A 23629-nucleotide genomic window follows, 5' to 3' on the forward strand; every position below is an offset into this window, starting at 1 on the left:
GGATGCTACACCTATGGCACTCAAAATGCGCAACAGTCGTTGCAACATACGCAACAGAGGTCGCCGCCGATGAATCGTTGCCTGATGGACCCCGCCACGCTCGACGCCCTCCGCCAGGAGCGCGTCGACTGGCGCTTCCGCTCCGCCGCGCCCGCCCTGACCGGACTCACCCTGCAAGAGGCCGCGGACCGCCGGCTGAACCTGTTCAGCGACGGGTTCTTCGGCCCCTTCGTCGTCCTCGACGACGAAGCACTCGAACACAACCTGCGCACGATGGCCGCCTGGTGCGCCGCCCGCGGCGTCGTGCTCGCCCCGCACGGCAAGACGACCATGGCACCGCAGCTGTTCGCACGCCAGATCGAGCACGGCGCGTGGGGCGTGACCTGCGCGAACGCCGGTCACCTCCGGATCTACCGCGCCTTCGGGGTGTCCCGGATCCTGCTGGCCAACCAGCTCCTCGACCCGGCCGGCCTGCGCTGGCTGGCCGCCGAGCTGGCGGCCGACCCGGGCTTCGAGTTCTTCTGCTGGGTCGACTCCGTCCGCGGCGTCGAGCTGATGACCGCGGCCCTGGAAGGCTCCGCGCGCCCGGTGGACGTCCTGGTCGAACTGGGCGCCGACGGCGGCCGCACCGGCGTCCGCGACACCGCGACCGCGCTGGCGGTCGCCGAGGCGATCCAGGCGAGCCCGGTGCTGCGGCTGCGGGGCACCGGCGGGTACGAAGGCGCGCTGTCCCACGGCACCGACGAAGCCGCCCTGGCCAAGATCAGCTCCTATGTGGACGGTCTGCGCGACCTGGCGATCTCGTTCGCGGACCAGGGACTCCTCGACGGGCAGATCGTCGTCACCGCCGGCGGGAGTGCCTACTTCGACCAGGTGGCGAACGAGCTGACGAAGCCGTGGCCGGACGGCCTGGACGTGCTGCCGGTGCTGCGCAGCGGCGCCTACCTCACCCACGACGACGGGTTCTACCGCGAGATCTCCCCGCTCGGCGACCACCCGCGCATCGACGGCGTCGACTCGTTCCGGCCCGCGCTGCGGGCGTGGGCGCAGGTGACGTCGAAGCCGTCGGACGAGCTCGCGCTGCTCACCATCGGCAAGCGCGACGCGTCCTTCGACGAGGGCCTGCCCGAGCCGCAGCTGCGCCGCACCCCGGACGGGCCCGCCGAACCCCTCGACGGCCACGCGGTCACGAAGCTGAACGACCAGCACGCCTTCCTCGCGCTGCCGCCGGGGTCGCCGGTCGAGGTCGGCGACTGGATCGGGCTCGGGCTCTCCCACCCGTGCACGGTGTTCGACAAGTGGCCGCTGCTGCCGGTGACCGCGGCCGACGGCGAGACCGTCGTCGACTACGTCCGGACGTGGTTCTGATGGACCTCGTCCTGCGGGGCGCCCTGGTGGCCGACGGGACCGGCGACGCGATCACGCGGCACGACGTCGGGATCACCGGAGCCAGGATCGCCAGTGTCGCCGAGGCGGGGTCGCTGGCCGGGCGCCGGACCATCGGCGCCGACGGCCTGGTGCTCGCGCCCGGCTTCATCGACATGCACTCGCACTCGGACCTGCAGCTGCTGGCCAACCCGGACCACCCGGCGAAGATCACCCAGGGGGTGACGACCGAGGTGCTCGGCCAGGACGGGCTGTCGTACGCGCCCGTCGACGACGTCGTGCTCGAAGCGCTGCGGCAGCAGCTCGCGGGCTGGAACGACGACCCGCCGGGGTTCGACTGGAACTGGCGCTCGGTCGGCGAGTACCTCGACCGGCTCGACCGGGGCATCGCCGTCAACGCCGCCTACCTGGTGCCCCAGGGCACGGTCCGGATGCTCGCCGTCGGCTGGGACGACCGGCCCGCCACGGACGCCGAGCTGGCCCGCATGAAGGAACTGGTCGCGACCGGCCTGCACGAAGGCGCGATGGGGATGTCGTCGGGCCTCACCTACACGCCGGGGATGTACGCGGAGACCGGCGAGCTGGTCGAGCTGTGCCGGGTCGTCGGCGAGCGGGGCGGGTTCTACAGCCCGCACCACCGCAGCTACGGCAAGGGCGCGCTGGAGGCGTTCGCCGAGATGATCGACGTCTCGCGGCGCTCCGGCTGTCCCCTGCACCTGGCCCACGCGACGATGAACTTCTCGGTCAACAAGGGCAAGGCGCCCGAGCTGCTGAAGCTGCTGGACGACGCGCTCGACGACGGCTGCGACATCTCCCTGGACACCTACCCGTACCTGCCCGGCGCGACCTACCTCTCGGCGCTGCTGCCGAGCTGGGCCACCGAAGGCGGGCTGGCCGCGACCCTCGCCCGCTTGTCCGATGTGGACGAACGCGAGCGGATCCGCGCCGAGATCGAGGAGTCCGGTTCGGACGGTGCGCACGGCGTGCCGATCGACTGGGAGGCCATCGAAATCAACGGTGTCCGCCACGACCGCAACGCGCACCTCGTCGGGCACAGCGTCGCCGCGTCGGCCCGCCGGGAAGGCACGGAGCCCGCGAAGCTGTACTTCGACACCCTGCTCGACGAACGGCTCGGGACGTCGTGCCTGATGCACGTCGGGCACGAGGAGAACGTCCAGGCCATCATGCGGCACTCCACGCACACCGGCGGCAGCGACGGCCTGCTCGTCGGCGCGCGGCCGCACCCGCGCGCGTGGGGGACTTTCCCGCGTTATCTCGCCCGGTACGTCCGCGAACTGGGCGTGCTGGACCTCGCCGAGTGCATCGCCCACCTGACCGGGCGGGCCGCGCGGCGGCTGCGGCTGGCCGACCGCGGGCTCGTCCGCGCCGGGTACGCCGCGGACCTGGTGCTGTTCGACCCCGAAACGATCGCCGACACCGCCACCTTCGAAGACCCGCGGCAACCCGCCACGGGCCTCACCCACGTGTTCGTCAACGGCGTCGCCGCCCTCGACGACGGTCGTCCCACCGGCGCCCTCGCCGGTGGTTCCCTGCGCAATCCCGGGAGAACCCGATGATCCACTGGCTGCAACACACCACCGGCGGGCTGCTCACGCTCGCCGCCGTCTCGATCGCCGTCCTGCTGGTGCTGATCATCAAGCTGAAGCTGGAGCCCTTCATCGCGCTGATCGTCGTCGGCCTGCTGACGGCGCTGGCCGCGGGCCTGCCGGTCGGCACCATCGTCGGGTCGGCCCAGAAGGCGTCGGACTCCCTGCTGGAAAAGGGGTTCGGCAGCATCCTGGGGCACATCACGGCGATCATCGGCCTGGGCACGATCCTCGGGTCGATCCTGGAACGCTCGGGCGGCGCGAAGGTGCTCACCGGGGCACTGCTGCGGTCGTTCGGCGAGAAGCGCGCGCCGCTGGCCATGGGGGTCGCCGGGTTCGTCTTCGGCATCCCGGTGTTCTTCGACATCGGCATCTTCGTGCTGGCCCCACTGGTCTACGTCGCCGCGAAGCAGGGCGGCAAGTCCCTGGTGCTGTACGCGATGCCACTGCTGGCCGGCCTGTCGATCACGCACGCCTTCCTGCCGCCGCACCCGGGCCCGGTGGCCGCGGCCGGGCTGCTGCACGTCGAGCTCGGCTGGATCATCCTGATGGGCCTGGCCTGCGGCATTCCCGCGTTCCTCGTCGGCGGCGTGCTCTACTCGACGTGGATCGGCAAGCGCATCGTGGTCGACGTGCCCGAGGACATGGTGTTCGCCGAGGAGGAGGGCGAGCGCGAGGAGAACCCGCCGTCGCTCGGGCTGGTCGCGGCCATCATCGCGGTGCCGCTGGTGCTCATCCTGGCCGGCACGTTCGGCAGCATCTGGCTGCCGAAGGGCTCCGCGCTCGCCGGTGTCGCCGCGTTCATCGGCACCCCCGCCGTCGCGCTGACCGTCGCCGTGCTGCTCGCGTCCTGGCTGCTGGGCCTGCGCCGCGGGTTCACCGGCAAGGACCTCAACGAGCTGGCCGCGAAGTCGCTGCGGCCGGTCGCGATGATCCTGCTGGTCGTCGGCGCGGGCGCGTTCTTCGGCGCGGTGCTCTCGGCGACCGGGATCGGCAAGGCCGTGGCCGACTCGCTGCACGACGCCGGGCTGCCGGTGCTGCTCGCGGCCTACGTCATCAGCTGCGGCATGCGGATCGCACAGGGTTCGGCGACCGTCGCCATCGTGACCACGAGCGGGATCATCGCCCCGACCGTGGCCCAGCTCGGCTATTCGCAGATCCAGCTGGCGCTGCTCGTGATGGCGATTTCGGCCGGCTCGATCATCGCCTCGCACGTCAACGACGGCGGCTTCTGGATCGTCTCGCGGTACTTCAACCTCACCGTGCCGCAGACGCTCAAGTCCTGGACGGCGCTGGAAACCGTGCTTTCCGTTTCGGGTTTCGCGGCTTCGGCATTGCTCATGGCCGTGGTCTAGACCATACTGGAGCTGTCGCCGCCGAAACCCGTTGGGAGACAATGACGATGACCGGACTTTCCCGTCGTACGTTCCTCGGTGCCGCGGCCGGCGCGGGCGCCGCCACCGTTCTCGGTGCGCAGGTCGCCGGCGCGGCCACCACGGAGAAGGGCTGCTTCGCCGGCACAACCGTGTACATCGGCAGCTACACCACCGGGGCGACCGGGCACGGCCTCGACGTCGCCACCCGTTCGGGCGCGGCGCTGTCCCCGGTCCGCACCATCCCGGGGATCACCGACACGTCGTGGTTCGACCGCAGCGCCGACGGCAAGACGCTGTACGTCACCAACGAAGGCGACCCGGCCGGGTACGTCTCGGCGTTGAGCCTCGCCGACCCGGTGAAACCGAAGCTGCTGAACAAGGTCTCGTCGAAGGGCGGCGCGCCGACGCACCTGAGCGTGCATTCGAGCGGGAAGTACGTGCTGGCCGCGAACTACAGTTCGGGCAGCGTCGTCGTGTTGCCGATCCTGGCCGGTGGCAAGCTCGGCGCGGCCACGGACCTCGTCACCCACCACGGCGCCGAGCGGGACGCGCACGCCCACCAGGTCGTCAACGACCCGACCGGCCGCTGGGTCCTGGCGGTCGACCTGGGCGCCGACTCGGTGTACGTCTACGGCTTCGCCGCCGGGAAGCTTTCGCTGCACCAGCAGCTGAAGCTGCCGTCCGGCGCCGGGCCGCGGCACCTCGCGTTCGACCGCGCCGGGAAGTTCGCCTACATCCTGGGCGAGCTGCGGGCAGAGGTGACGGTGGCGAGCTGGGACGCGGCGGCGGGGAAGCTGAAAGCGCTCTCCGTCGTCCCGGCCGTGCCCGCCGGGAGCACCGGTGACCAGTTCCCGGGCGAGATCGTCGTGTCGAACGACGGGAAGTTCGTCCACGCGACCGTCCGCGGCCCGAACACGCTGGCCACGTTCGCCGTCTCCGGCGGCGGCGCGACGCTGAAGCTGGTGTCGAGCGTGCCGACCGGCGGCAACTGGCCGCGGCACGTGGCCCTCGACCCGGCCGAAAGCTGGTTCTACGTCTCGAACCAGCGCTCCGGCACCGTCACCTGGCTGCCGCGTGACCCGGCCACCGGCCTGCCCGGCGCGGCTGCCGGACAGCTGGCCGTCGGCAGCGTCAACTCCGTTTACTTCGCCTGACCCCGTGAGGTTCCCCATGAGACTGCGCCGCACCCTGCCCGTCGTCGCCGGGCTGGCCCTGCTGGCCGGCTGCGCGCCCACCCAGTCCGCCCCCGCGGGCGGCGGCGGGGACGACAAGACCGGCACCGTCCGCGTCTGGCTGTTCGACGAGGCCAGCCGCGCCCCGAAGGAGGCCGCGGTCAAGGAAGCCATCGCCGAGTTCAAGGCGGCCCACGCCGGCGTCGAGGTCGACGTCCAGTGGGTGCCGGTCGAGGGCCGCGCCGACAAGTTCTCCGGTGCCTTCAACGACCCGGCCAACGCCCCGGACGTCGCCGAGTTCGGCAACACCGACGTCTCGAACTACGCGGCCACCGGGGCGCTGGCCGACCTGACCGGCGACCTCGCGGCGTGGCCCGAGGGCAAGGACCTCATCCCGACCGTGCTGGACACCGCGAAGTCCGGCGGCCAGACCTACGGGCTGCCCTGGTACACCGGTATCCGCGCGTTGTACTACCGCACCGACGTCTTCACCGAGCTCGGCCTGAAGCCGCCGGCCACGCTGGCCGAGCTGACCGACACCGCCCGCCGGATCCGCGCCGCCAAACCGGACCTCTACGGCATCGCCGTCGGCGGCAAGTACACCTACGCGATGCTGCCCTTCCTCTGGGCCAACGGCGGGGAGCTGGCGCAGGACAACGGCGGCAAGTGGACGTCGACGGTCAACGGCGAGCAGGCCAAGGCCGGGGTCACCCAGTACGCGAACCTGCTCAAGGACGACATCTGCCCGCCGGCCCAGTGCGCCAACCTGACCGGCACGCAGAGCGTCACGGCGTTCGCCGGCGGCAAGGCCGGGATGACCATCGGCGGCGACTTCAACCGCAAGGCCGTCGAGCAGGGTGCGGTGAAGGGCAAATACGCCGTCGTGCCGCTGCCGGGCACCACCGCGGGCAGCACCGCGCCCGCCTTCGCCGGCGGCAACCTGCTGGGCGTGTTCAAGGCGAGCAAGCACCGCAGCCTGGCGCTGGAGTTCGTCGAGCTGCTCGGCGGCGCGAAGTACCAGGAGAAGATGTACACCGCGATGGGGAACCTGCCGACGCTGAGCGGCGTGCAGCAGAAGCTCGCGGCGAACGACCCGTTCCTCAAGCCGTTCGTCGACACCCTGAAGGCGGGCACGAAGTTCGTCCCGGCGACGCCGGCGTGGTCGAAGATCGACAGCCAGAACGTGCTGCCGACGGCCGTGCAGCAGATCGCCACCGGCGGGAAGGACCCGGCGGCGGCCCTGGCGGACGCGGCCGCCGCGATGAACAAGGCCTTCGGCTAGTGGTGACGGTCCAGGAAGCCCCTTCCGTCACGGCCCCCGCGCGGCGGCCGGGGCGGAAGGGGGACGGCCGGGCCGCCGCGCTCTACCTCGCCCCGGCGGGCGTCCTGCTCGCCGCGCTGCTGGCCTACCCGATCTACCAGCTGGTCCTGATTTCGTTCTACGACTACGGCCAGCCGCAGGCCGCGGGCAACGCGCCGCTGGTGTTCCTCGGCTTCGCGAACTACGCCGACCTGCTGTCCCAGGCGCAGTTCTGGACCGTGCTCGGCAAGACCGTCGGGTTCGCCGCCGCCTGCGTCGCCGGTTCGCTCATCGTCGGCACCGGGCTCGCGGTGCTGGCGAGCCGGGTGCGCTCGCTGCCGCGGACGCTGCTGTTCCTCGCCGCGCTGGGCGCGTGGTCGACACCGGCGATCGCGGGCTCCTACGTCTGGCTGTTCCTCTTCGACACCGACTTCGGCCTGGTCAACGAGGTGCTGTCGGGCCTCGGGCTGCCGATGCAGCACCACTCGTGGACCTTCGGCACGCTCGGCGCCTTCGGGCTGGTCGCGGCCGAGGTGATCTGGTGCTCGTTCCCGTTCGTGCTGGTCACGATGTACGCCGGCATCAAAGGCGTGCCGGACGAGGTGCTCGAAGCCGCGTCGCTCGACGGCGCGTCGGCGTGGCGCACGACGTGGACGATCGTGCTGCCGATGGTGCGGCCGCTGCTGATGATCGCGACCGTGCAGTCGATCATCTGGGACTTCAAGGTGTTCACCCAGATCTACGTGATGACCAACGGCGGCGGCGTGGCCGGGCGCAACCTGGTCCTCAACGTCTACGCCTACCAGCAGGCCTTCGCGGGGCAGGAGTACGGCCTCGGCTCGGCGATCGGAGTCGTCATGACGCTGTTGCTGCTGTCGGTCACCGGGTTGTACGTCCGGACGCAGCGCCGGAGCGCCGCATGGCTGTGAAACGTCCCGGCCGGCTGATCGCCGAAGTCGTCACCGTCGTGATCGCCGGCATCGTCGCCTTCCCGCTGTACTGGATGGTGCTGTCGGCGGTGAAGCCAGCGGGTGAGATCCAGACGGCGAACCCGAAGCCCTGGACGTTCAGCCCGTCGTTCGACAGCTTTTCGCGCGTCCTCACGGTGTCGGGCTTCGGCCGGTTCTTCGTCAACAGCCTGGTGGTGGCCCTGGTCGTCGTCGCGCTGTCGCTGCTGCTGTCGTTCCTCTCCGCGGTGGCTTTGACGCGCTTTTCCTTCAAGGGCCGGACCGTGCTGCTGGTGATGACACTGGTCGCCCAGATGGTGCCGGTGGAGGCGCTGACCATCCCGCTGTTCTTCCTGATGCGCCAGATCGGCGGGGTCGTGCCGGCCTTCGGGCTGAACGAACTGGGTTCGCTGATGCTGGTGCACCTGGCGTTCAGCCTGCCGTTCGCGATCTGGATGCTGCGCGGGTTCGTCGCCGCGGTGCCGGTGGAGCTCGAGGAGGCGGCCAAGCTCGACGGCGCGTCGCGGATGCGGTTCACCTGGCAGATCCTGTTCCCGCTGGTGGCGCCCGGCCTGGTGGCGGTGAGCGTGCTCGCGTTCATCCACGCCTGGAACGACTTCCTCTTCGCCAAGACGTTCATCGTCTCCAAGACCGAGAACCAGACGCTGCCGCAGGCGATCCTGGTGTTCTTCAAGCCGGAGGACACCGACTGGGGCGCGGTGATGGCCTCCTCGACGCTGATGACGATCCCGGTGCTGGTCTTCTTCGTCCTCGTCCAACGACGGCTGGTGTCCGGCATGGCCGGCGCCGTGAAGGGCTGACATGGCTTTCGGCACCCTGCTCCCCCGCCCGGTCTCGGTGACACCCGCGCCGGGTTCGTGCCCTTGGCCGGCCACTGTGGAGGTTCGGTCCGCTTCTCTGCCGCCGGAGGGGTACCGGCTCACGATCACCCCCTCCGGCGTGGTTTTGGAGGCGGCCGATTCCGCCGGCGAGTGCTACGGGCGGGAGACGTTGCGGCAGCTCGCGGGGCCGTCCGCGTTCCGGGTGGCCGGGTTCACGCCCTCTTCGCTGCCGTGCGGGGTCGTCGAGGACCACCCCCGGTTCGGCTGGCGCGGGTGCCTGCTCGACGTGGCCCGGCACTTCCGGACCAAGGCCGAGGTGCTCCGGTTCGTCGACCTGCTGGCCGCGCACAAGCTGAACGTGCTGAACCTGCACCTCACCGACGACCAAGGCTGGCGCTTCGAGGTCCCGGCGTTCCCGCGGCTGACGTCGGTGGGCGGCTGGCGGCCGTCGTCGATGGCAGGCAGCGGAGGTGTCCAGGACGGCCGTCCGCACGGCGGGTTCTACACGGGCGACGACTTGCGCGAGATCGTCGCTCACGCCGCTTCGCGGGCCATCACCGTGGTGCCGGAGATCGACATCCCGGGCCACGCGCGGGCGGCGCTGGCGGCCTACCCGTCGCTGGGGACTTCGTCGTCCTACGAAGTCTGGACCGCCTGGGGCATCAGCACCTCACTGCTTTCGCCAGTGGAGTCCACTTTGGACTTCTTCCGGCAGGTGTTCGACCACCTGCTGGACATCTTCCCGTCCCCGGTGATCGCCCTGGGCGGCGACGAGACGCCGGGCGCGACCGACGAGCACCGCGCGTTCGTCCGGCAGCTGGCCGGGCACCTGGTGGCCTGCGGCCGCACCCCGATGGGCTGGGACGAGGTCCTCGACACCGACGGCCTCCCGCCGATGGTGATCGCCGCCTGGCGCAACGAGGACGCGGGCTTGCGGGCGGCTTCGGCGGGGCACGACGTGGTGCTGTGCCCGGAGCAGCACGTGTACCTGGACCACCGGCAGTCGCCGCACCCCGACGAGCCGATCCCGGTCGGGGAGGTCCACACGCTGAAGGACGTGTACGCGTACGAGCCGGCGCTGAGCGGCCCGCGGCTGCGGGGGGTGCAGGCGCAGGTGTGGAGCGAACACCTGGACAGCGTCCGGCGGGTGGACTACATGGCGTTCCCGCGGTTGTCGGCGTTTGCCGAGGTGGCGTGGAGTTCCGGGCCCCGGGACTACGCGGAGTTCCTGCCCCGGCTGCGCGACCACCACCTGCCCCGCCTGGACGCCCTCGGCGTGGAGTACCGGCCGCTGGACGGACCGCACCCGTGGCAGCTGCGGCCGGGGGTGCCGGGCCGGCCGCGCTGATCACGGCAGCAGCGTCACCGTGACCGAGCGCACCGGGCCGACGTTGCCCGCCGCGTCGATGGACCGGTACTCGATCCGGTGCGTGCCGTACCCCGGCTTCCGCTCCGCGAACGGTGACACCGTCAGCCCGCCCTCGCCGAGGTTTCCGTACGCCAGGCCGTCGATCTCCGTGCCGCGCGGGGTGAACAGGTACGGCGCGTTCGGGTCCGTCGGCCAGCCGTAGTACTTGTGCCAACCGTCGCCGTCGACGCGGAACTCCGGCATTCCGTCCGGCGACTTCAGGCGCATCGTGAACGAACCGTGGTACACGCCGCCCTCGGGCAGCTCGGCCGTGGTCGCCGGACCCGTGGCGTCCACCGTCCAGGTCAGGGTCGTGCCGCCGGTCGTCGCGGTGAGTGTGTGCGCGCCGCGGGACTCGTCGAGGGCGAAGTCGGAGCCGGTTCCGGCCGGGCGGCCGTCGAGCGTCCACCGGACCTCGGGGAGCGAGCCGGTCGGCTCGCCGGTTTCGACGTACACCACGTCGTGGCCGCCGACCGGGCGCGAAGTCGGCGTCGACGCCACGACCGCCGGGCCGCCGGCCGGCGGCGTGACCACCGCCGTGTCGACCGTCCAGGTGCGGGTCGCCGACGGGCGGAGGGCCGGGTCGCGGACGAACGGCGTCGGGTCGGTGACCGTCGCCGTCAGCGTGTGCTTGCCCGGCTTGACGTGCGCGCGGCGCAGGTCGACCGCGTCGCGGCCGGGCAGCCTCGTGCCGTCGAGCGTCCACGTGATGTCGAGGCGGTGGCTCACCGGGTGCAGCGGGCGCACCCGGACGACCCGGTCGGCGCCGATCGTCCCGGCCGGGGTGCCGCCGGCGATGAGCGGGACCTTCGCCGCGATCCGCTGCGTCATCCGCTCGCGGCCGACCTGGTCGAACGCGTAGCCGAGCGTCTTCATCATCGAGTGCCTGCTCGGCCGCCAGACGCCCGTCTGGGAGTACAGCCCGCCTTCGAAGCGGCCGATCGTGCCGCCGGCCTCGCTGGGTTCGCCGAGCCAGCGCCACCACTTCGCGTGCTGGGCGCGCATCTGCGGCTCGGTGAGCAGCGTGTGGTGGACCGAGTCGGGTTCGCCGCCCTCGTAGGCGCCGCCCGGGACATTGCGGGCGTAGTAGTCGTACTCGTCGTCGAGGCCGCCGAGCGAGTGGCCGAGTTCGTGCGGCGAGATCAGCGCGGACAGGGCGTTCCCGCCGGACGCCGTCGCGTAGGTGCCGCCCGCGCCGCCGTAGGTGGCGCTGTTGCCCAGCGCCAGGATCTGCCGGTTCGCGCTGGTCGTGCCGGGCACCAGGTCGGCGTACCGCTGGGCGGCGGCGTCGTCGACGGTCAGCAGCCGTTGCACGCTCTGCGGGTTGCAGCCACCCCAGAACCCCATGTCCAGCGGGGTGTCCCGGCGGGGCGCGTCGAGCGAGGGGTCACAGTCCACACCGGACTCCGGCGAGGCGATGGACACGGCGTAGACGTTGAAGTAGCTGCGGTAGGACTTGAACGGCTCGAGCGACCACAGGGTGCTGACGTGCCGCTCGACGTCGGCGAAGAACTTCGGCTGCTCGGCGGCGGTGTAGCCGTCCCCGAGAACGACGAGGTTGAACCGCTGCGCGACCGGCCCGGTCACCTGGACCTCGGTGACGCTCGCGGCCGGCTCGGCGGCGTGCGCCGGAGCGGCGACCCCGAGCGAAACCACGAGCGCTGCGACGAACCCGGCCCACTTCCGCATGGCGGCACTCCCCTGGTCGGTGATCTTCCCGGTCTACCGCACGGAATGCGATGCCGGAACCGCCAGAAGTCGCCAGGTGCGCCGGATGGGTCGTTTATCCGCGAGTGAGCCGGTACCAAACCTCGGGCCGCCCGACCTGGCCGTAGTGGGGCTCGCGGTGGGCCATGCCGTTGTCCGCCAGGTACTCCAGGTACCTCCGCGCCGTCACGCGGGAAGCGCCGATCGCGCTCGCCGCCGCGCCCGCCGAAAGTCCTTCCGCCGCGCCGGAAAGCGCGTCGGTGATCGCCTCCAGGGTCTGGACGCTCATGCCCTTCGGCAGCGGGGGCTGCTCGGTCGTGCGCAACGCGCCGAGGGCCCGGTCGATCTCCGCCTGGCCGGTGACCTCGCCGGACGCGTCGCGGAATTCCGCGTACCGCTCGAGCTTTTCGCGCAGGGTGGCGAAGGTGAACGGCTTGAGCAGGTACTGCACCACGCCGACCGACACCGCCGCCTTGACCAGGCCGAGGTCGCGCGCCGACGTCACGGCGATGACGTCGATCGGCAGCCCGGCCGCGCGCAGCGAGCGGCAGACCGCCAGCCCGTGCGTGTCCGGCAGGTAGAAGTCCAGCAGCACCAGGTCGACCGGCTCGCGTTCGCAGAACCGCAGCGCCTCGCCGCCGGAGTGGACCACGCCGGCCACCGCGAACCCGGGGAGCCGCTCGACGTAGACGCGGTGCGCCTCCGCGGCCACCGGCTCGTCCTCCACCACCAGCACGCGGATCACCGGCCCGCCTCCTGCCGCGGCAGCCGCACGGTGAACACCGCGCCCCCGTCCCGGCCGACTTCGACCGTGCCGCCGTAGCGGCGCACCGCCTGCCCGACGAGGGCGAGCCCGAGCCCGTGGCCGTCCTCCGCCTTCGTCGACCACCCCCGTCTGAACACGTCGGCGTCTTCGGGCACGCCGGGCCCGGAGTCGGCGACGCGCAGCAGCAGCCCGTCCTCGTCGGAGCGGGCGGTGACCACGACTTTCGGGTGACCGGTGCCGCGCACGGCCGCGTCGAGACCGTTGTCGATCAGGTTGCCGAGGATGGTCACTAGGTCGCGGGCCTCGACGCCGAGCGAGACGTCGTCGATCACGGTGTCCGGCGTGACCGTCAGCTCGACCCCGCGCTCGCTCGCTTCGGCCGCCTTGCCGAGCAGCAGCGCGGCGAGCACCGGCTCGGCGACGGCGCCGACGACCCGGTCGGTCAGTTCCTGGGCGAAGGCGAGCTCGGCGGTGGCGAACTCGACGGCCTGCTCGGGTTTGCCGATCTCCACGAGGGAGACCACCGTGTGGAGTCGGTTCGCCGCCTCGTGCGCCTGCGACCGCAGCGCCTCGGCGAGGCCGCGGGCGGTGGTCAGCTCCCCGGTCAGCGACTGCAGTTCGGTGTGGTCGCGCAGGACGACGACGGTGCCCTGCGAGCGGCCGCCCGAGCGGACGGCGGTCGTGCTGACCAGCAGCACGCGCGAGTCGGTCAGGTGCAGTTCCTCGGCCCGGTTCTCCTCGGACGTGAACGCCTCGGCCAGCCCGTCCGGCAGGCCCAGCGTCGCCAGGTCGCGGCCCACCGGGTCGGTGCCGAGGCCGAGCAGCGTGCGGGCGCCGTCGTTGCAGAGGCCGATCCGCCCGTCCCGGCCGACGAGCAGCACGCCTTCGCGGACCGAGTGCAGCACGGCCTCGTGGTACTCGAAGAGGTTGCTGAGCTCGTCCGGCGCGACGCCCCGGGTCTGGCGCCGCAGCCGGACGCTGATCAGCCAGCCGCCCAGCGCGCCGACCACCAGCACCGCGCCGGCCACGCCGAACAGCGGCCACAGCCGTTCGCGCAGCTCGGCCGAGATCGCCTCGACCTTGATCCCGACCGCGACGAGCGCGACCACCCGGTGGCCGGCGTCGAACACCGGCACGACCGTGCGCACCGACGGCCCGAGCGAGCCGGTGTAGGTCTCGGTGAGGTCCTCGCCCCGCTGCGCCTTGTCGATGGTGCCGATGTAGTGCTGGCCGATCAGCGCCGGGGTCGGGTGCGTGTAGCGGATCCCGGCCGGGCTCATGATCGTGATGAAGTCGACCTGGGTGTGGTCCTGCACGCGCAGGGCGAACGGCTGCAGCGTCGCGCTCGGGTTCGGCGTCCCCACCGCCGCCACGACGCTGGGCGCGTCGGCGACCGTGAGCGCGACCGCGCGAACCTGGTCCTCGGCGTTCTGCTGGACCGCGCGCCCCGCGTCGATCCAGGCGAAGGTGATCCCGGCGCCGGCCAGCACGCAGAGCACCACCAGCTGCAGCACGAGCAGCTGGCGCGCCAGGCTCCAATGGGACCGCAACGTCGGGGGCACCTCCTCATACCAGCACACCGCGCGGGCGGGTGTCCGAACGGGACGGTGCGATCATCACACGAACTCAATGAACACAAGTGAGCCGGATCACCGAACTCGGCCTACAGTGTGCCGCAACCTGGACATCCCCGAGCTGGAGGCAACGGTGCCTACACCGACCCCCGACGCGCCGCCGCGCCGCGACAAGACCCGCTACCTCTACCTGGCCGTGATCGTCGCGGTCGCGCTGGGAATCGCGGTCGGCTTTCTCTTCCCCGGCTTCGCCAAGGGCCTGAAGCCACTGGGCGACGGCTTCGTGAACCTGATCAAGATGATGATCTCGCCGATCATCTTCTGCACCATCGTGATCGGCGTCGGGTCGGTCGCGAAGGCGGCGAAGGTCGGCAAGATCGGCCTGATGGCGCTGGTCTACTTCATCGCGATGTCGACCTTCGCGCTGGCGATCGGCCTGATCGTGGGCAACCTGCTGCACCCCGGCACCGGGCTGCACCTCAACCCGGGCGACGTGAAGAAGGCCCACGACTCGGCCACCGGCTCCGCCGGCCCGGTGGAATTCGCGCTCGGCATCATCCCGAAGACGCTCGTCTCGGCGTTCACCGAAGGCCAGGTGCTGCAGACGCTGCTGGTCGCGCTGCTCGTGGGCTTCGCGCTGCAGAAGCTCGGCCCGAAGGGCGCGCCGATCCTGCGCGGCATCGAGCACATCCAGCGGCTGGTCTTCCGGATCCTGGCGATGATCATGTGGGCCGCCCCCATCGGCGCGTTCGGCGCCATCGCCGCGGTGGTCGGCGCGACCGGGGTCAACGCGTTGAAGAGCCTCGCGGTGATCATGATCGGCTTCTACCTGACCTGCCTGGTGTTCGTCTTCGGCATCCTCGGCACGGTGCTGTGGGTCGGTGCGCGGGTGAGCATCCTGAAGCTGCTCAACTACCTGCGCCGCGAGTTCCTGCTGATCCTGTCGACGTCGTCGTCCGAGTCGGCGCTGCCGCGGCTGATCGCGAAGATGGAGCACCTCGGGGTCGGCAAGTCGGTCGTCGGCATCACCGTGCCGACCGGGTACTCGTTCAACCTGGACGGCACCGCGATCTACCTGACCATGGCGACGCTGTTCATCGCCTCCGCCCAGGACGCGCCGCTCTCGGTCGGCGAGCAGATCGTCCTGCTGCTGTTCATGATCATCGCCTCGAAGGGTGCGGCCGGCGTCAGCGGCTCCGGCATCGCGGTGCTCGCCAGCGGCCTGCAGTCGCACCGGCCCGACCTGGTCGGCGGCGTCGGGTTCATCCTCGGCATCGACCGGTTCATGTCCGAGGCCCGCGCGCTGACGAACTTCGCCGGCAACGCCGTCGCGACCGTCCTCATCGGAAACTGGACGAAGGAGTTCGACCGCGAGCAGGCGCACCGGGTGTTCGCCGGCGAGGAACCGTTCGACGAAGCCACCATGCTCGACGAGCACGAGCCGGCGCCGGCCGAACCGGCGGGCGAAAAGGTCCCGGCCTGACCCCCTGAACGTTCGTGCTCACTGCCCCCGCTGAGCACGAACCACCGCGGGCCGCGGTGCGAGTCTCCCCCGACCTCGCACCGCGGCCCGTTCCACGTCTTCAGCCGGCGGCCTGGCCGTCGTAGACGACGCGCGCGGCCGCGATGTCCTCGCGGTGCCGCTCCGCCCAGCCGAGCAGGCCGTTCAGCGACTGGTACAGCTCCTTCGCCATCGCAGTGGCCTCGTACTCCACGCGCGGCGGGACGGTCGGGTAGATCGTGCGGGCCAGCAGGCCGTCGCGCTCGAGGTTGCGCAGGGTCAGCGTCAGCATCCGGCGGCTGATCCCTTCGACCGAGCGCTCCAGCTCGGTGAACCGCACCGGGCCCCGCATGGCCTCCAGGAGGATGCCGATCGCCCACTTGCCGCTGATCCGGTTGATGACCTCCAGCACCGTGCAGACGTCGAGTTTTTCCGGATCGATCTCGGTGACCTGGACAGGTACACCGATGTTCCCCTGGGACATGGAAGTGCCTCCTTCACGGCGCACCCATGGTCACACATGATGGGCACTGTTACAAGAAGTGCCCTGGCGATGACCAGGGGAACTCTCGACTGGAGGGGCCTCACATGGCCGAGAACCACCCCACCCGCTCCCGCGGCCTCGCGCTGGCGGTGCTGTGCGCCGCCTCGCTGATGGTCGTGCTCGACAGCAGCATCGTCGCGGTGGCGCTGCCCGCGATCCAGGCCGACCTCGGTTTCACGCCCGCCGGGCTCTCCTGGGTCTTCACCGCCTACCTGGTCGCGTTCGGCGGCCTGCTGCTGCTCTCCGGGCGGCTCGGCGACCTGCTCGGCCGCCGCCGCGTCTTCCTCGGCGGGCTCGGCCTGTTCACCGTCGCGTCCCTGATCGCGGGCCTGGCCACGGACGCGGGCGTCCTGGTCGCGGCGCGGTTCGCCCAGGGCGTCGGCGGTGCGCTGGCGTCGGCCGTGGTGCTCGGGATGATCGTCACGATGTACCCCGAGCCCCGGGCCCGGGCGAAGGCGATCGGCGTGTACAGCTTCACGCAGGCGGCGGGCGCGTCCATCGGGCTCATCGCGGGCGGCGCGCTGACGCACGCGCTGAGCTGGCACTGGACGTTCTACGTCAACCTGCCGATCGGCGTGGCCGCGCTGCTGCTGGCCGTCCGGGTGGTCTCGCCCGACCGCGGGACGGGTCTGCGAGCGGGCCTGGACGTGCTCGGTGCGGTCCTGGTGACCGCCACGGTGATGCTCGGCGTGTACGGCATTTCGTCGTCGTCCTGGAGCACGCTGGCCGCTGCCGTCGTCTTGCTCGCGGCGTTCGCGGTGCGGCAGGCGAGGGCGCGGACGCCGCTGTTGCCGTTGCGGCTGTTCAAGATCCGCGCGGTAGCCGGCGCGAACGTGGTGATGGTGCTGATGGTCGCCGGGATGCTCGGCTTCCAGTTCGTCACGGCGTTGTACCTGCAGCAGGTGCTCGGCCTCGACGCGCTGGGGACCGGCGTCGCGTTCCTGCCGGTGCCGCTGGTGATCGCGGTGGCGTCGCTGGGATTCGCGGACAAGCTCGCCGCGCGGTTCGGCCCGCGGGCGGTGCTGCTGGGCGGCCTGGGCTTGGTGATCGTGGGCCTGCTGCTGCTCACCCGGGTATCAGGCTCCTACTTCGCCGACGTCCTGCCCGCGCTGCTGCTGATGGGCCTCGGCGCCGGCGCGGCCATCCCGGCGCTGATGGGCCTGGCGATGGCGGACGTCCCGGCCGCGGACGCGGGCGTGGCGTCGGGCCTGATCAACACGACCCAGCAGGTCGGTGCGGCCGTCGGCACGGCGGTGCTGGCCGCGGTCGCGGCCTCCCGCACGGAGAGCCTCGGCGCGCTGGACCACCGCGAGGCACTGGCGGCCGGGTTCCGGCTGGCGTACAGCGTCAGCGCGGGCTTCCTGATCGCGGCAGTCGCCCTGGGCGGCCTGGTGCTGGCCCGCCGCACCCGGCGGGCCGCGGCCCCGGTGGTTCCCGAACCGGCGGTCTGCGCCGCCGGTCAGGCCAGGTAGGCCGAAAGCCCACGGTGGCCCCGCCGCATCATCAGCGCGTGGTTCGCGCGGAAGAGCGGCCGGGCCACCGTGTCGAAGCGCCGCAGCAACTCCTTCCGGGCCTGGACGTCCTGGGTGATCTCCAGCAGCGTGCCCGCGCCCGCCGCGCGGACCGCTCCCGCCAGGGTCCCGTCGAGGTCGCCGCTGAGCCTGACCCGCATCAAGCCCATGCGCTCGTCCTGGAGGTCCCGGTGCATCCGGACGACGATCCGGAACGGCAGCCGGGACCGGCAAACCAGCTCGGCGGTGTCGTCGTCCACGCGGCGCACCGCGCGGACGTCCGACCACCACCTCGGGTAGCCGGCGAGGTCGGTGACCACGCCGAACACCCGCTCGGGCACGGTTCCCGGCAGCAGCCACGTGCTGCGGAACCGGTAGCGCCCACCCGTCATGCTCATCAAACCTGGGCCGAGACCAGCTTCCGACCATCGACCGTGACGATGTCGATCGACTTCACGTCGTCGGGGGCGACCAGCGCCGACCCGTCGAGCCGGAAGCCGCCCTGGCTCTCCCACTTCTCGGACACCTGCCAGCTGCCTGCGGTCACCGCGTTGCCTTCCTTGGTGACCACCTGGAGCAGGCACTTCTCCCCGGCCCGGACGCCCTTCACGTTGAGGTCCACCTTGACCCAGCCCTGGAACGGGGCCACCGACGCGGCCAGCTGGACGCCGGTCGTCGGATCCCGGCCTTCGACGGTCTTCGTGCCGGGCGGCGAGTCCGGCGCCGGAGCCGGCGCGGCCAGGCCCGGATCGGCCGTCTGGCGGCCCACCAGCACGCCACCGCCGAGCGCGGCCACCACCAGCACCGCCGCCGCGACCAGGGCCAGGCCCCGGCGTGACGCGGTGCGGGCCGGAGCGACGCGCTCTTCCTCGTCGCGCACCCGGCGCAGGGTCTTCTGCAGCAGCAGGTCCCCGCCCTCGGGCGGCCCGTCGAGGAACGCCTCGGGCGGTACCTCGTCGAGCGAGTCGCGCAGGGCGACGAGCTCGTTCAGGTCGAACCGGCACTGTGCGCAGGTCTGCAGGTGCCGCCGCTCGAAGTCGGCCGCCTCCCCGGGATCGAGCGCGCCGAGGGCGTACGCGCCGAGCTGCGTGTGACTCTCGTCCACCGAGTTCATCGCGCCACCTCCGTTCCGCTCGAAATCATCGCTGCTCTGAGTGCTCGTAGTGCGTAGTAAGACCTTGATTTCACGGTACCCGGTGCGACGCCCAGTGTTCTCGCCGCTTCGGCCACCGTCCGTCCCCGGTAGTAGATCTCCACCAGGACCTCTCGATGCTCGTTGGACAGCCCGTCCATCGCGCCGAGCACGGTCATCGAGTCGACCACCCCCTGGGCGTGGTCGCGCTCGACGGCCGGGGTCGGCACGCCTTCGGCCGGTTCGGCCACCTCTTGTGGCCGGGCCGCCCGGGCCCGTGCCCGGTCGGTGACCAGGTTGCGCGCGACGGTCAGCAACCAGCCGCGCACCGAGCCTTTCCCGTCGTTCTGCAGGTCGTCGGCGTGTTTCCACGCCCGGACCAGCGTCTCCTGGACCACGTCCTCGGCTGCCGCGCGATCACCGGTCAGCCTTGTCGCGTAAGCCAGCAGGCTCCGGCCGTGTTCGGCGTACAGCTGCCGAATCAGGTCTTCGCCTTTGGCCTTCTTAGGCCGCCTGCCTCCTATGGCCACCCTCGTCCTCCCGACGGTGTTCTGAGTCGTCGAGGACAGTAGTGCAACCCTCAGCTCCACCGGCGGTGCGTGCGTCGAGCGCAGCGCGACCATGGTGTTCATCGGCTGCCCGTCCTTCCTCGTTCTGCCCGGAAACCGTCGTCTGTCAGGACCCGGCGCCGCCGGCTTTGCCGCCCGCGGTGATCTTGCTGCCGTCCGGCGCGATGGCGAACCACGTGCCGTTGGCGCCCTGGCCGTTCATGTCACCCGCCGCCTTGTCGCCCGCGAACTCGTACAGCGGCCAGCCGTTGAGCGTGATCTGCTTGCTGCCGTCCTTGCGGGTCGCGGTGCCCACCTGGGTGTCCTGGATGCCCTTGAGCATCGGCGTGGCCACCCCGGCGAGCATCGGCGGCCACTGCGTGGCGCATTCGCCGTCGCAGTTGGACGTCGGCGGCTGGGAGATGTCCTTGTCGAACCGGTAGAGCGTCTTGCCGTCGGCGTCGGTGACCACCGCGCCGACACCGTTGACCGTGCCGACCTGCAGCATCTTGTGCCCCGGCTCACCGTGTTGCGGCCCTTGGGCGCCGTCGGCCATGTCACCACAGGCGGACGACGAGGCGATGGCGACGAGCGCCACCGCGCTGGCGACCACCGGCCGGATACGGTTCATGACGTTCTCTCCTCGGTGAGGGCGGCACCGCCGTCCGGCGGACCTCGACACCTCAGAACACGGCCGCGGCCGCGAAACGGTTCAGCCCGGTTTTCGCGCCATTCGGTGCCGGTTCGCCGACGGATTGGTCCGTCCCGGTGATCGGCACGATCTTGTCGCCGTGCGGGCCGGGTTCCTAAGCTCGATCACGTCCGCACCGCCGCCCCCGCCGTTCCGGGAGGCCGCCGTGCCCGTCAAACCCCTCGTCCTGGTGACGCTGCTGGCCGCGGGCTGTTCCGCTCCCGCGCCTTCTTTCACGGCGACCCTGACGTCGCCCACGGACGTGGTGCTCAGCTGGCCGGACGACGGGGCCGGGCATCGCGTCGACTACGCCAACGACCCGGCCGGCCCCTGGACGACGCTCGGGTTCCTGCCGCCGCACACGACGAGCTACCACCACCCGGACCTGATCCCGGAGACACCGTTCTACTACCGCGAGCAGCCGTTCACCGGTCCGGTGTCGGCGGAGACGGCCCCGGGCGCGCCGGCGGCCCCGGACGCGACCCGGCTGCACGCGGTCGCTTCCGGCGACACGCTGACGTTCACCTGGGCCGACCGCTCCCCCGACGAGGCCGGGTTCCTGCTGGAGATCCGCCGCCCGGGCGCGCCGGGCTTCGCGCCGGTCGAAGTCACCGATCCGGGCACGACGACGTGCGCCCTGTCACTCCTGCCCGGCGAGGAGGAGTCGGCCTACCGGCTCCGGGCGCTGCACTACGGCCCGCTCTCCCCGGTGGTCCACCAGACCACCGGGAAGGAGCGGTAGCCGCTACTCGGAGGTGAGCACCGTCCGCAGGAACTCGCCCGTGTAGCTGCCCTCGACCTCGGCGACGTGTTCCGGGGTGCCCTCGGCGACGATCTGGCCACCGCCGGAGCCGCCCTCGGGGCCCATGTCGATGATCCAGTCGGAGGTCTTGATCACGTCGAGGTTGTGCTCGATCACGATCACCGAGTTGCCCTTGTCGACCAGCCCGTTGATCACGCCGATCAGCTTGTTGATGTCCTCGAAGTGCAGGCCGGTGGTCGGCTCGTCGAGGATGTACACCGTCTTGCCGGTCGAGCGCTTCTGCAGCTCGCTGGCCAGCTTGACGCGCTGCGCCTCACCGCCGGACAGCGTCGGCGCGGGCTGGCCGAGCCGGACGTAGCCGAGGCCGACGTCCACCAGCGTCTGCAGGTGGCGGTGGATGGCCTTGATCGGCTCGAAGAACTCCGCCGCCTCCTCGATGGGCATGTCGAGCACGTCCGAGACGGTCTTGCCCTTGTAGTGCACCTCGAGGGTTTCCCGGTTGTACCGGGCGCCCTTGCAGACCTCGCACGGGACGTAGACGTCCGGCAGGAAGTTCATCTCGATCTTGATCGTGCCGTCGCCGGCGCACGCCTCGCAGCGGCCGCCCTTGACGTTGAACGAGAACCGGCCCTGCTGGTAGCCGCGGACCTTCGCCTCGGTCGTCGCCGCGAACAGCTTGCGGACGTGGTCCCAGACACCGGTGTAGGTGGCCGGGTTGGACCGCGGGGTCCGCCCGATCGGCGACTGGTCGACGCGCACCAGCTTGTCGACGTTGCCCAGGCCGTTCACGCGGGTGTGGCGGCCCGGCACCTGGCGGGCGCCGTTGAGCTTGTTCGCCAGCACCGTCGCCAGGATGTCGTTGACCAGCGTCGACTTGCCCGAGCCGGAGACGCCGGTGACCGAGACCAGGCAGCCGAGCGGGAACGACACGTCGAGGCCGCGCAGGTTGTGCTCGCGCGCGCCGACCACGGTCAGCTGCCGCTTCTTGTCGATCGGCCGCCGGATCGCCGGCACCTCGATCTTCCGCCGGCCGGACAGGTACTGCCCGGTCAGGGATTCCTTGCTCTTGAGCAGCTTCTTGTACGGTCCACTGTGGACGATGTGGCCGCCGTGCTCGCCGGCGCCCGGGCCGATGTCGACCACCCAGTCGCTGGAGCGGATGGTGTCCTCGTCGTGCTCGACGACGATCAGCGTGTTGCCGAGGTTCCGCAGCCGGGTCAGCGTCTCGATCAGGCGGTGGTTGTCGCGCTGGTGCAGGCCGATCGACGGCTCGTCGAGCACGTACAGCACGCCCACCAGGCCCGAACCGATCTGCGTCGCCAGCCGGATGCGCTGCGCCTCGCCGCCCGACAGCGTGGCCGACGCGCGGTCGAGCGAGAGGTAGGTAAGGCCGACGTCGAGCAGGAAGCGCAGCCGCGCCTGGATCTCCTTGAGCACCGCACCGGCGATCATCGCCTCGCGCTGGCCCAGCTCCAGCTCGTCGAGGAACTGCGACGCCTCCGCGATGGACAGCGCGCAGACCTCGGCGATCGACATGTCGCCGCGGGTCTTGTGCGCCAGCGTCACCGCGAGGATCTCCGGCTTGAGCCGGGTGCCCTGGCAGGCCGGGCACGGCACCTCGCGCATGTAGCCCTCGTACCGCTCGCGCATGTACTCGGACTCGGTCTGCTCCTGGCGCCGCTCGAGGAACGGGATGACGCCTTCGAAGGCCGCGTAGTACGAGCGCTGGCGGCCGTAGCGGTTCTTGTAGCGGACGTGGACCTGCTCGTCGACGCCGTGCAGCACCGCCTTCTGGGCGCGCGCGGGCAGCCGCCGCCACGGCGTGTCCATCCGGAAGCCGATGGTCTCCGAAAGCGACTCGAGCAGCCGGATGAAGTAATCCGCGCTCTGGCCGCCCGACCACGGCGCGATCGCACCCTGGGCCAGGGACAGCTCGTCGTCCGGGACCACCAGCTCCGGGTCGACCTCCTTGCGGATGCCGATGCCGGTGCACTCGGGGCAGGCGCCGTAGGGCGAGTTGAAGGAGAACGAGCGGGGCTCGAGGTCCTCGATGGCCAGGGGGTGGCCGTTGGGGCAGGCGAGGTTCTCGGAGAACCCGCGGATCCGGTGCGGGTCGTTGTCCGGCAGGTCGACGAAGTCGAGCTCGATCAGCCCGTCGGCCAGGCGCAGCGCCGTCTCGACCGAGTCGGTCAGCCGCTGGCGCGAGCTCGACTTGACGCTCAGCCGGTCGATCACCACGGCGATCTGGTGCTTTTCCTGCTTCTTCAGCTTCGGCGGGTCGGTGAGCGCGTGGACCGTGCCGTCCACGACCACGCGCGCGTAGCCCTGCTGCTGCAGGTTCTCGAACAGGTCGACGTACTCGCCCTTGCGCCCGCGCACCACCGGCGCGAGCACCTGGAAGCGGACGCCTTCGTCCATCTCCAGCACCTGGTCGACGATCTGCTGCGGGGTCTGCTTGCTGATCGCCTCGCCGCACGTGGGGCAGTGCGCCTTGCCGGCGCGGGCGTAGAGCAGCCGCAGGTAGTCGTAGACCTCCGTGATCGTGCCCACGGTGGAGCGCGGGTTGCGCGAGGTCGACTTCTGGTCGATCGACACCGCGGGCGAGAGGCCCTCGATGAAGTCGACGTCGGGCTTGTCCATCTGCCCGAGGAACTGGCGGGCGTACGCCGAGAGCGACTCGACGTAGCGCCGCTGCCCTTCGGCGAAGATGGTGTCGAAGGCGAGGCTCGACTTCCCCGACCCGGACAGGCCGGTGAACACGATCAGGCTGTCGCGGGGCAGGTCGAGATCCACGCCGCGGAGATTGTGCTCGCGGGCACCGCGAACAACGAGGCGATCAGCCACGCCAGGGTCC

General features: G+C 71.2%; 20 protein-coding genes. 11 read left to right on the top strand and 9 right to left on the bottom strand.

The annotated features are described in order from the left end of the window. Nucleotides 1-69: 69 nt before the first annotated feature. Genes QRY02_RS21470 through QRY02_RS21505 form a run of 8 tightly spaced genes read left to right on the top strand, consistent with a single transcriptional unit; the run spans nt 70 to nt 9978 of the window. Nucleotides 70-1368 carry an amino acid deaminase gene (locus QRY02_RS21470; protein ID WP_285993308.1) on the top strand — a complete coding sequence of 433 codons (1299 nt, stop codon included), beginning with the start codon at nt 70-72 and terminating at the stop codon, nt 1366-1368. Further along, nucleotides 1368-2963, top strand: coding sequence for an N-acyl-D-amino-acid deacylase family protein (locus QRY02_RS21475; RefSeq protein ID WP_285993309.1), 1596 nt, complete (start codon nt 1368-1370; stop codon nt 2961-2963). The genes QRY02_RS21470 and QRY02_RS21475 overlap by 1 nt, the downstream gene beginning before the upstream one ends. Beyond that, nucleotides 2960-4348: a GntP family permease gene (locus QRY02_RS21480; protein WP_285993310.1), complete on the top strand. Its 1389-nt coding sequence runs from the start codon at nt 2960-2962 to the stop codon at nt 4346-4348. The genes QRY02_RS21475 and QRY02_RS21480 overlap by 4 nt, the downstream gene beginning before the upstream one ends. Nucleotides 4349-4389: 41 nt before the next feature. Further along, complete coding sequence (locus QRY02_RS21485) at nt 4390-5523, top strand: lactonase family protein (RefSeq protein WP_285993311.1); 1134 nt, start codon at nt 4390-4392, stop codon at nt 5521-5523. A gap of 16 nt (nt 5524-5539) precedes the next feature. After that, on the top strand, nt 5540-6823 hold the full coding sequence (locus QRY02_RS21490; protein WP_285993312.1) for an extracellular solute-binding protein: 1284 nt from the start codon (nt 5540-5542) through the stop codon (nt 6821-6823). Continuing rightward, on the top strand, nt 6823-7770 hold the full coding sequence (locus QRY02_RS21495) for a carbohydrate ABC transporter permease (RefSeq protein WP_502874226.1): 948 nt from the start codon (nt 6823-6825) through the stop codon (nt 7768-7770). Before QRY02_RS21490 ends, QRY02_RS21495 begins: the two co-directional genes overlap by 1 nt. Continuing rightward, a complete protein-coding gene (locus QRY02_RS21500; RefSeq protein WP_285993314.1) occupies nt 7761-8609 on the top strand; it encodes a carbohydrate ABC transporter permease in 849 nt (282 codons plus the stop codon). The genes QRY02_RS21495 and QRY02_RS21500 overlap by 10 nt, the downstream gene beginning before the upstream one ends. 1 nt (nt 8610) lies before the next feature. After that, nucleotides 8611-9978 carry a beta-N-acetylhexosaminidase gene (locus QRY02_RS21505; RefSeq protein ID WP_285993315.1) on the top strand — a complete coding sequence of 456 codons (1368 nt, stop codon included), beginning with the start codon at nt 8611-8613 and terminating at the stop codon, nt 9976-9978. On the opposite strand, the gene QRY02_RS21510 is transcribed toward QRY02_RS21505, so the two are convergent. From QRY02_RS21510 to QRY02_RS21520, 3 genes are all read right to left on the bottom strand, one after another. Further along, complete coding sequence (locus QRY02_RS21510; protein WP_285993316.1) at nt 9979-11727, bottom strand: M64 family metallopeptidase; 1749 nt, start codon at nt 11725-11727, stop codon at nt 9979-9981. Between the two features lie 94 nt (nt 11728-11821). Next, nucleotides 11822-12490, bottom strand: coding sequence for a response regulator (locus QRY02_RS21515; RefSeq protein ID WP_285993317.1), 669 nt, complete (start codon nt 12488-12490; stop codon nt 11822-11824). Continuing rightward, a complete protein-coding gene (locus QRY02_RS21520; RefSeq protein ID WP_502874228.1) occupies nt 12487-14073 on the bottom strand; it encodes a sensor histidine kinase in 1587 nt (528 codons plus the stop codon). Before QRY02_RS21520 ends, QRY02_RS21515 begins: the two co-directional genes overlap by 4 nt. 145 nt (nt 14074-14218) lie before the next feature. On the opposite strand from QRY02_RS21520, the gene QRY02_RS21525 reads away from it, so the two are divergent. Next, nucleotides 14219-15568, top strand: coding sequence for a cation:dicarboxylate symporter family transporter (locus QRY02_RS21525; RefSeq protein ID WP_285993318.1), 1350 nt, complete (start codon nt 14219-14221; stop codon nt 15566-15568). A gap of 100 nt (nt 15569-15668) precedes the next feature. Here QRY02_RS21525 and QRY02_RS21530 read toward each other — a convergent pair whose 3' ends face one another. Further along, nucleotides 15669-16070 (bottom strand): winged helix-turn-helix transcriptional regulator, encoded by a 402-nt coding sequence (locus QRY02_RS21530; RefSeq protein WP_285993319.1) that lies wholly within the window; start codon nt 16068-16070, stop codon nt 15669-15671. Between the two features lie 104 nt (nt 16071-16174). Here QRY02_RS21530 and QRY02_RS21535 point away from each other — a divergent pair, with 104 nt between their 5' ends. Beyond that, the gene (locus QRY02_RS21535; protein ID WP_285993320.1) at nt 16175-17602 is read left to right on the top strand and encodes a DHA2 family efflux MFS transporter permease subunit; all 1428 of its coding nucleotides are present in this window, start codon (nt 16175-16177) and stop codon (nt 17600-17602) included. Here the strand turns inward: QRY02_RS21535 and QRY02_RS21540 are convergent. The 4 genes from QRY02_RS21540 to QRY02_RS21555 all read right to left on the bottom strand — a co-directional run bounded on the left by QRY02_RS21540 (nt 17590) and on the right by QRY02_RS21555 (nt 19952). Continuing rightward, a complete protein-coding gene (locus QRY02_RS21540) occupies nt 17590-18033 on the bottom strand; it encodes an SRPBCC family protein (RefSeq protein ID WP_285993321.1) in 444 nt (147 codons plus the stop codon). The two genes, QRY02_RS21535 and QRY02_RS21540, sit on opposite strands and share 13 nt — an antisense overlap. Before the next feature lie 5 nt (nt 18034-18038). Continuing rightward, entirely contained in the window at nt 18039-18755 is a 717-nt protein-coding gene (locus tag QRY02_RS21545; RefSeq protein ID WP_285993322.1) for a zf-HC2 domain-containing protein, read from the bottom strand. Then, nucleotides 18752-19303, bottom strand: coding sequence for a sigma-70 family RNA polymerase sigma factor (locus QRY02_RS21550; protein ID WP_026469270.1), 552 nt, complete (start codon nt 19301-19303; stop codon nt 18752-18754). The genes QRY02_RS21545 and QRY02_RS21550 overlap by 4 nt, the downstream gene beginning before the upstream one ends. A 145-nt stretch (nt 19304-19448) precedes the next feature. Beyond that, nucleotides 19449-19952: a hypothetical protein gene (locus tag QRY02_RS21555; protein ID WP_285993323.1), complete on the bottom strand. Its 504-nt coding sequence runs from the start codon at nt 19950-19952 to the stop codon at nt 19449-19451. Nucleotides 19953-20178: 226 nt separating this feature from the next. On the opposite strand from QRY02_RS21555, the gene QRY02_RS21560 reads away from it, so the two are divergent. Beyond that, nucleotides 20179-20754, top strand: a complete 576-nt coding sequence (locus tag QRY02_RS21560; RefSeq protein WP_285993324.1) for a fibronectin type III domain-containing protein — start codon at nt 20179-20181, stop codon at nt 20752-20754. Between the two features lie 3 nt (nt 20755-20757). Here the strand turns inward: QRY02_RS21560 and uvrA are convergent, their stop codons facing one another. Beyond that, a complete protein-coding gene (gene uvrA, locus QRY02_RS21565; protein ID WP_285993325.1) occupies nt 20758-23619 on the bottom strand; it encodes an excinuclease ABC subunit UvrA in 2862 nt (953 codons plus the stop codon). Nucleotides 23620-23629 lie beyond the last annotated feature (10 nt).

Source organism: Amycolatopsis sp. DG1A-15b (genome assembly GCF_030285645.1).
GTDB lineage: Bacteria > Actinomycetota > Actinomycetes > Mycobacteriales > Pseudonocardiaceae > Amycolatopsis.